Source organism: Streptomyces sp. NPDC003691, assembly GCF_053981115.1.
The window spans coordinates 1-10,124 of the sequence record NZ_JBSFNQ010000092.1; the positions used below are offsets into that span (position 1 = coordinate 1).

General features: G+C 73.8%; 1 protein-coding gene. It reads left to right on the forward strand.

Translation table 11 applies throughout. The features are described from left to right. Positions 1-10,113: SDR family NAD(P)-dependent oxidoreductase (locus tag ACWDR0_RS29310; protein ID WP_456354815.1), on the forward strand; the 10,113-nt coding region annotated here is incomplete at its 5' end. Positions 10,114-10,124: the final 11 nt, after the last annotated feature.

A 10,124-nucleotide genomic window follows, 5' to 3' on the forward strand; every position in this document is an offset into this window, starting at 1 on the left:
GGCGTCTTCGCGGGCGTCATGTACCACGACTACGCGGGCCTGCTGGAGAGTTCGCGGGATGCCGCCGAGGGTTCGATGGGATCGGGCGGTACGGGCAGTATCGCGTCGGGCCGGGTGTCGTACACCTTCGGCCTCGAAGGTCCCGCGGTCACCGTGGACACCGCCTGCTCCTCGTCGCTCGTCGCCCTCCATCTCGCCGCTCAGGCGTTGCGTCAGGGGGAGTGCAGTCTGGCGCTGGCCGGTGGTGTGACGGTGATGGCGACGCCGGGGACCTTTATCGGGTTCTCGCGTCAGCGGGGGCTTGCGGCCGACGGCCGGTGCAAGGCGTTCGCGGAGGCCGCGGACGGTACGGGCTGGGGCGAGGGTGTCGGCATGCTGCTCGTGGAGCGGCTCTCCGATGCCCGCCGCAACGGCCACCAGGTCCTGGCAATCGTCCGCGGCAGCGCGGTGAATCAGGACGGTGCGTCGAACGGCATGACGGCGCCCAACGGTCCTTCGCAGCAGCGGGTGATCCGCCAGGCCCTGGCCTCGGCCGGACTGTCGGCCGCCGATGTCGATGTTGTCGAAGCCCATGGCACGGGCACCACCCTGGGTGACCCCATCGAGGCGCAGGCCCTGCTCGCCACCTACGGCCAGGACCGGCCGGAGGACCAGCCGCTCTGGCTGGGTTCGGTGAAGTCCAACATCGGCCACACCCAGGCCGCGGCCGGTGTCGCCGGGGTCATCAAGATGGTCATGGCGATGCGGCACGGCGTGCTGCCCAAGACCCTGCACGTCGATGAGCCCTCGTCGCACGTCGACTGGTCGGCGGGTGCGGTGGAACTCCTCACGGAGGCCCGGGACTGGACGGCTGAAGGCCCGCGCCGCGCCGCCGTCTCCTCCTTCGGCATCAGCGGCACCAACGCCCACACCATCATCGAGGAAGTACCCCGGGAAGACGCGGAGCGTACCGAGCCGGTGGCGCTGCCCCCGGCCGTCGCCCTGCCCCTGTCCGCCCGTACGGCCGAGGCGCTCGCCGCCCAGGCCGCGCTCATCGGCGAACTCGTCGGGGTGGCCGACGACCGGACCGTCGCCGACCTCGGATATTCGCTCGCCACCACCCGTGGCGCGCTGGAGCACCGGGCCGTCGTGGTCGCCGCCGACCGCGACGAGGCGGCCGACGCGCTGCGTGCCCTCGCCGATGGTCTCCCGCCGGCGAAAGCCGTCCAGGGCACCCGGACCCCCGGGCAGCTGGCGTTCCTGTTCAGCGGCCAGGGCAGCCAGCGCATCGGCATGGGACGGGAGCTGTACGACACGTACCCCGTGTACGCGGAGGCCTTCGACGCCGTCTGCGCCCGCTTCGAAATCCCCCTGAAGGACGTGGTCTTCGGCGACGACGCCGACCGGCTGAACCGGACCGAGTTCACCCAGGCCGCGTTGTTCGCGGTCGAGGTGGCGCTCTACCGGCTCGTCGAGTCGTGGGGCATCCGCCCCGACCGGCTCGCCGGGCACTCGGTGGGCGAGATCGCGGCCGCGCATATCGCCGGAGTGCTCTCGCTGGACGACGCCTGCACCCTGGTCGCCGCCCGCGGCCGCCTGATGGGCGCGCTGCCCGAGGGCGGGGCGATGGTCGCCGTACAAGCCTCCGAGGAGGACGTACGCCCGCAACTGACCGATGGCGTCGACATCGCGGCGGTCAACGGCCCCAATGCCGTGGTCCTCTCCGGCGACGAGGAGGCCGTCCTCAAGCTCGCCGCGGGCTGGAAGAACAAGCGCCTGCGGGTGAGCCATGCCTTCCACTCGCACCTGATGGACCCGATGCTGGCCGAGTTTCGTACCGTCGCCGAGGGGCTCTCTTACGAGCCCGCCCGGATCCCGGTCGCCGGTCAGCCCGAGCGGGTCGACGCCGAGTACTGGGTACGGCACGTCCGGGACGCCGTCCGCTTCCTCGACACCATGCGCCTGCTGGCCGACGCGGGCGTCACCACCTATCTGGAGATCGGCCCCGGCGGCGTCCTGACCGCCGCCGGACAGGAGTGCGTCGCCACCGGTGGCTTCACCGCCGCCCTGCGCGGCGACCGGCCCGAGGCCGCCACCGCCCTCACCGCCGTCGCCGAACTCCATGTCCGCGGCCATTCGCCGGACTGGGCCGCCCTCTACCGGGGCACCGGGGCCCGCCGGACCGCACTGCCGACGTACCCCTTCCAGCGGCAGCGCTACTGGCCCGCGGCCGCCTCGGCCCGGCCCGGCGACGTATCCGCGATCGGTCTCGGCGCCGCGGACCACCCGCTGCTGGGCGCCGCGGTCGCCACCGCCGACCACGACGGCTATCTCCTCACCGGCCGGCTCTCCGTCGAGTCCCACCCGTGGCTCGCCGACCATGTCGTCGCGGGCACCGTACTGGTGCCCGGCGCCGCCCTCCTCGAACTGGCCGTCCGCGCGGGCGACCAGGCAGGCTGCGACCGGGTCGCCGAACTCACCCTGGAAGCACCCCTGGTGCTGCCCGAACGCGGCGGCGTCGCCGTCCAGTTGTGGGTGTCCGCACCCGACGGCACGGGCGCCAGGACCCTGGCCCTGTACTCCCGGCCGGACGGTGAGGAAACCGTCTGGACCCGGCACGCGGGCGGTCTGCTGGAGCACACCGGCACCGCCGTCGCCGCGGCGGCGGACCCGGACCTGGCCGAGTGGCCGCCGCGCGGCGCCACCGAGACGGATGTGGCCGCCGTGTACGACGGTCTGGCCGCGGCCGGTCTGGAGTACGGCACCGCCTTCCGTGCCCTGCGGGCCGCCTGGACCCGCGGCAACGAGGTGTTCGCCGAGGTCTCCGTGGACGGCGCCGACGGATTCACCCTCCACCCGGTGCTGCTGGACTCCGTCCTGCACGCCATCGGCGCCGGTGCCTTCTTCGACTCGGCCCGGCTCCCGTTCTCCTGGAACGGGGTGTCCGTGACCGCGTCCGGCGCCACCGCGCTCCGGGTGCGGATCGCGCCCGCCGGGACCGACGCCGTATCGCTGACGCTGGCCGACCCGGCCGGTGCGCCGGTCGCGGCGGTCGAGTCCCTCGTCCTCAAGCCCGTGCCTACGGGCGCCCTGCGGGCCGGGGCGGCCGATCCGCTGTTCCGGATCGACCTGGTGCCCGTCGCCGTACCCGACCGCCCGGCTCCGGCCACCGCCTGGCCGGTGCTCGACGGCGACACCACCCTCGCCTCCCTCACCGGCGTCGGAGCCGGAGCCGATGTGGTGGTCGTCCCGCTGACGGCGGGCGGCCCCGTCGCCACCGCGGCGCACGAGCTGACCCACCGCGTCCTCGGCATCCTCCGGGAGTGGCAGGACGACGACCGGTTCGCCGGTGCCGGGCTGGTGTTCACCGGCAGGCCCGACACGGAGCTGCCGACCGCCGCCGCCTGGGGTCTGATCCGTACCGCCCAGTCGGAGAACCCCGGCCGGTACGTCCTCGTCGACACCGACGAGGAACTCTCCGCCGGACTGCTGGAAGCGGCCGCGGCCGAACCCGAACTCGTCGTACGCGACGGCGAGGTGTACGCGCCCCGGCTGGTCCGCGCGCCGGCCGCCGCCCCGGCCGACCACACCTCGACGGAAGACATCGGCCCCGACAGCACCGTCCTGCTCACCGGTGCGACCGGCGCCCTCGGCACCCTCCTCGCCCGGCATCTCGTCACCGGACTCGGCGTCCGGCGGCTCGTCCTCACCAGCCGCCGCGGCGCCGCGGCCCCGGGCGCCGCGGAACTCCGCGACGAACTGACCGGACTCGGCGCCGATATCCGCTTCGAGGCGTGCGACGTCGCCGACCGGTCCGCAGCGGCCGCGCTGATCGACTCGCTGCCGGACCTGACGGCCGTCATCCACACCGCGGGCGTCCTCGACGACGGTGTGATCACCTCGCTGACCCCGGAACGGCTGGACACGGTCCTGCGGCCCAAGGCCGACGCGGCCTGGCATCTGCACGAGCTGACCCGCGGCCACGACCTGACGGCGTTCGTACTGTTCTCGTCCGCCGCCGGTGTCTTCGGCAACGCGGGCCAGGGCAACTACGCAGCCGCCAACGCCTTCCTCGACGCCCTCGCCACCCACCGCCGCTCCCTCGGCCTGCCCGGCCAGTCCCTTGCCTGGGGCGCCTGGTCCACCGGTATGGCCGGGGAGCGGGCCGACGCCCTCACCCCGGAGGAGGGGCTGCGGCTCTTCGACACCGCGCGCTCCCTCGGCGACGCCGTCCTGGTGCCGATGCGGCTCGACCCGCGGGGCGCCACCGCGCCGCTGCTCCGCGCCCTCGTACCGGCCGCGAACCGCCGGGCGGCGGCCGGTGAGGCGTCCCTGACGGGACGGCTCGCCGCGCTGGAGCCGGCCGAGCGGACCGCGACCCTGCTGGAGCTGGTGCGCGCTCAGGTCGCGGCCGTACTCGGCCACGCCGGGGCCGCGGCCATCGACCCGGAGAGCGCCTTCACCGACCTCGGCTTCGACTCGCTGAGCGCCATCGAGCTGCGGAACCGGCTCAACGCGGCGACCGGCCTGAAGCTCACCGCCACCCTCGTCTTCGACTATCCGACCGCGACCGCCCTCACCGGATATCTCCTCGGCGAGCTGACGGGCGAGTCCGCCGACCACGGCGCCGTCGCCGTGACGGCGGCCGTGTCCGACGAGCCGATCGCCATCGTCGGCATGGGCTGCCGGTTCCCCGGCGGGGTCCGGTCGCCCGAGGACCTGTGGCGCCTCCTCACCGGCGACGGCGACGCCATCACCCCCGTCCCCGGCGACCGCGGCTGGGACACCGGGGCGCTGGCCGGACTCGAAGGCGGCTTCCTCCACGACGCCGCCGAGTTCGACCCCGCCTTCTTCGGGATCTCACCGCGCGAGGCCCTCGCCATGGACCCGCAGCAGCGCTTGCTGCTGGAGACCTCCTGGGAGGCGATGGAGCGGGCGGGCGTCGACCCGGTGTCGCTGCGCGGCAGCCGTACCGGAGTCTTCGTCGGCGTGATGTACCAGGACTACGCCGGGCTGGTGCAGGCGTCGGCGCAGGCCGGTGACGGGTTCCTCGCCACCAGCAGCACCGGCAGCGTGGCCTCCGGCCGGATCTCGTACACCTTCGGTCTCGAAGGCCCGGCGGTCACCGTCGACACGGCCTGCTCGTCGTCGCTGGTCGCCCTGCACTACGCGGCCCAGTCGCTGCGCCAGGGCGAATGCTCCATGGCCCTCGTCGGCGGTGTGACCGTGATGGCCACCCCCGGTTCCTTCGTGGAGTTCTCCCGCCAGGGCGCCCTGGCCACCGACAACCGCTGCAAGGCGTTCGCCGGGGCCGCCGACGGCACCGGCTGGGGCGAGGGCGCGGGCATCCTGCTGGTGGAGAAGCTGTCGGACGCCCGGCGCAACGGCCACCAGGTCCTCGCGGTTGTGCGCGGCAGTGCGGTGAACCAGGACGGTGCGTCGAACGGTCTGACGGCGCCGAACGGGCCTTCGCAGCAGCGGGTGATCCGCCAGGCACTGGCGTCGGCCGGGCTGGCGACGGCCGATGTGGACGTCGTCGAGGCGCACGGCACCGGCACCGTACTCGGCGACCCCATCGAGGCGCAGGCACTGCTCGCGACGTACGGCCAGGACCGGCCGGAGGACCGGCCGCTCCGCCTCGGCTCCATCAAGTCGAACATCGGTCACACGCAGGCCGCGGCCGGTGTCGCGGGTGTCATCAAGATGGTCATGGCGATGCGGAACGGCGTACTGCCGCGGACCCTGCACATCGACGAACCGTCGCCGCACGTGGACTGGACGGCGGGCGCGGTGGAACTGCTCACCGAACCCCTGGAGTGGGCGCGCGACGACCGCCCCCGCCGGGCGGGCGTCTCGTCCTTCGGTATCAGCGGCACCAACGCCCACACCATCATCGAAGAGGCCCCCGAGGAGGACGCGCCGGACACTGCGGTAGTCCCGGCAGCGCTGTCGCTGTCGGCCGGGGTGGTGCCGTGGGTGCTGTCGGGCCGGTCGGTGGAGGCCGTACGGGAGCAGGCCGGACGTCTGGCACCGGCGGTCGCCGGGCTCGACGCGGACGACATCGGGCTGACGCTCGCGTCGCGGTCGGTGTTCGAACACCGGGCCGTCGTCCTGAACGGCGACCTCACGACCGTCGCGGACGGCTCCGGCCCGGTGGTCTCGGGTTCGGTGGTGCCGGGCTCGGGCAAGCCGGTGTTCGTGTTTCCGGGGCAGGGTTCGCAGTGGGTGGGGATGGCTGCGGGGCTGTGGGAGACCTCTCCCGCGTTCCGGGAGTCCATGACGGCTTGTGGTGAGGCGTTGGAGCCGTTTGTCGACTGGGAGCTTGAGGCGGTCCTCGGGGACGAGGAGGCCTTGAAGCGGGTCGATGTGGTGCAGCCGGTGTTGTGGGCGGTGATGGTGTCGCTGGCCGCTGTGTGGCGGTCGTGTGGTGTGGAGCCTGCCGCGGTGGTGGGTCATTCCCAGGGTGAGATCGCGGCTGCTGTGGTGGCGGGTGGTCTGTCGCTGGAGGACGGCGCCCGGGTTGTCGCGCTGCGGAGTCGGGCGATCATCAAGCTGGCGGGTCTGGGCGGGATGGTGTCCGTGCCGCTGTCCTTCAGCGAGGTCGAAGAGCGGGTGGCCGCTTTCGATGGTGTCTCCGTCGCGGCCGTGAACGGGCCGAACAGTGTGGTCGTGTCGGGTGATACGGCCGGTCTGGACGCGCTTCTGGCCGCCTGTGAGGAGGAGGGTGTACGGGCCCGGCGCATCGCCGTGGACTACGCCTCCCACTCCGCGCATGTCGAGGTGATCCGCGACGAGGTCCTGAGCGCCCTAGGCCCCGTGGCTCCGCGCGCCTGCTCGGTGCCGTACTACTCCGCCCTGACCGGGGCCCGTATCGATACCTCGGTTCTGGATGCCGAGTACTGGTACGAGAACCTGCGGCGTACGGTCCGGTTCGAGGACGCCGTACGGGCGCTCCTGGCCGACGGTCACGGTGTGTTCGTCGAGTCATCCGCGCACCCCGTCCTCGTCGTCGGGGTTCAGGAGACCATCGACGACGCCGGTGCGGACGCGGTCACCGTCGGCACCCTGCGCCGCAACGACGGCGGACCCGAGCGCCTCCTCACCTCCCTCGCGGAGGCGTACGTCCGGGGTGTCGGTGTCGACTGGCAGGCCTTCTTCCCGGGCGCCCGCCGCACCGAACTGCCCACCTACGCCTTCCAGCGCCGCCACTACTGGCCCGAACTGAACACGTCCTGGACCGGCGATGTCACCGCGGTCGGGCTCGGCGCGGCCGGGCATCCGCTGCTCGGTGCCGCCGTCACTCTGGCCGACGCGCGGACCACACTGCTCACCGGCCGGCTCTCCCTCCGTACCCACCCGTGGCTGGCCGACCACGCCGTCGCGGACGTGATCCTGCTGCCCGGTGCCGCCGTCCTCGAACTGGCGATCCGCGCCGGGGACCAGGCCGGCTGCGGCCGGGTCGACGAACTGACCCTGGAGGCACCCCTCGTCGTACCCGAGACGGGCGGAATCGACCTCCAGGTGTCCGTCGCGGCTCCGGACGGCGAAGGGCGGCGCGCCCTCACCGTGCACTCGTCCGGCGACGACGGGCAGTGGACCCGGCACGCCACCGGCCTGCTGTCGCCCACGGCCGACACCCCCGGGTTCGACCTGGCGCAGTGGCCCCCGGCCGGTGCCGAACGGGTCGACACCGACGGGCTGTACGACCGGCTCGCGGTCGCGGGCTTCCAGTACGGGCCGCTGTTCCAGGGCCTGCGGTCGGTATGGCGCCGCGACGGCGAGATCTTCGCCGACATCGCGCTCCCCGAGGACGAGAAGAGTGCGTACGGACTCCACCCGGCCCTGCTCGACGCGGCCCTGCACGCCCTGATGGCGGGCGGCGGCAGCGGCGACGGCGAGGGCGCGGGGGAGACCCGGCTGCCGTTCTCCTGGGAAGGCGTGACCCTCTTCGCTTCCGGTGCCACCGCGGCCCGGGTGCGGCTCGCCCTTGACGAGCAGGGCGGTGTGGCGCTCCAGCTGGCCGACCCGGCGGGCCTGCCCGTCGCGGCCGTCGGCGGACTGCTCACCCGGCCGTTCAGCCCGGGGCAGATCCGGGCGGCGGGCGCGGCCCGGCACGACGCGCTGTTCCGGGTCGACTGGACCCCCGTCCCGGTGGTGGCCCCGGCCGCCCCGGCAGTTCCGGAGGCCGGCACCTGGGCCGTACTCGGGGCCGACGACTTCGGGCTGGCCCGAGAGGGAATCGACCAGTACACGGACCTCGACGCGATGTTCATGAGCGGCGCGGCACCCGAGCGGGTCTTCGTCTCCTTCGCCCCCGGCACGGACGACGCCCCGGGCACGGACGACGCCCCGGGTACGGCCGCCGGGACCGACCCGGCCGGGGCCGCCGCCGCGACCACCGCCCGCACGCTCGCCCTGCTCCAGGCCTGGGCCGAGGCCCCGGTGCCCGACGGCACCACCCTGGTGCTGCTCACCCGTGGCGCGGTGGCGACCGGCGCCGGTGAGCTGCCCGATCTGGCGAACTCGCCGGTGTGGGGCATGGCGCGGACCGCACAGTCCGAGGACCCCGACCGGTACGTCCTGCTCGACCTCGACCTCGACCCCGACCCCGACGCGATCGCCGCTTCCACCGGAGACACCGGCACCGGCACCGGCACCGAGGTGCACCGGGCACTCATGGGCGCCCTCGCCACCGGAGAGCCGCAGCTCGCCCTGCGCGACGGAGCCGTACTCGCCCCCCGGCTCGCCCGGGCCGAGCGGACGCCCGGCGCGGAGCCCGCGGACTTCGGTACCGGAGCCGTCCTGCTGACCGGGGCCTCCGGGGCGCTCGGCGGGATTGTCGCCCGTCATCTGGTCGCCGAGCACGGAGTGCGGCACCTCGTCCTGATCAGCCGCCGCGGCGCCGAAGCCGCCGGAATGGCCGAACTGGACGCCGAACTGACCGCCCTCGGAGCCGAGGTCACCGTGGCCGCGTGCGATGTGGCGGACCGCGGGGCGCTGGCGGAGCTGATCGACACCATCGGCGAACCCGTCACCGGTGTCGTGCACTCGGCGGGCGTACTCGACGACGGAGTCCTCTCCTCGCTCACCCCGGAGAAGCTCGACCGGGTGCTCCGGCCCAAGGTCCACGCGGCCTGGAACCTGCACGAGCTGACCAGCGGCCACAAGCTGTCGGCGTTCGTCCTGTTCTCGTCCGCCGCGGCCACCTTCGGCCGTCCCGGCCAGGCCAACTACGCCGCCGCCAACGCCTTCCTGGACGCCCTCGCCCACCACCGGCTCGCCGACGGGCTGCCCGCCGTATCCATGGCATGGGGCCTGTGGGCCGAGAGCGGCGGTATGACCGGCGACCTCGGCGAGGGCGACCTGTCGCGGATGAGCCGCGCCGGAGTGACCGCGCTGACCTCTGAGGAGGGGCTCGCGCTCTTCGACGCCGCCGGGGCGGCCGGGACGGCGCTGCTGCTCCCCATGAAGCTGGACACCGCCGGGATCGCCGCCGCCACCGGCCCCGTAGCGCCCCTGCTGCGCGGTCTGGTCCGCACCCCGGCCCGGCGCCGGGCGGAGTCCTCCGGTGGCGGTGCCGGTGGCGGCGATGCTTCCGGCCTCGCCGACCAGCTGTCGGGCCGGCCGCGGGCCGAGCAGGAGCGCGCCCTCGTCGGCGTGATCGCGACCCATGTCGCCGCCGTACTCGGCTATCCGTCGGCGGACGCCGTGGACACCGGACGCGGCTTCCTGGAACTCGGCTTCGACTCGCTGACCGCCGTGGAGCTGCGGAACCGGCTCAACGCGGCCACCGGGCTCCGGCTGCCCGCCACCATGCTCTTCGACTACCCGAGCGCGACCGTCCTCGCCCGCCATCTCCGGGGCGAACTCGTCCCGGACGACACCGCGCTCGTCCTCGCCGAACTGGCGAAGCTGGAAGCCGCGCTGCCCGCGCTCCCGCCCACGGCCGGTGAGGAGGTCAGGGCGGACATCAGGGCCCGGCTCCAGTCGCTGCTGACCCGCTGGGACGAGACCGGCGGCGACCCGGACGGCAGCGGCGACGGCGACGGCGGCGAGGACGTGGCCGACCGCATTCAGGCCGCGTCCGACGACGAGATCTTCGACTTCATCGACAGCGAGCTCGGATCTTCCTGAGTTGGCTCGTT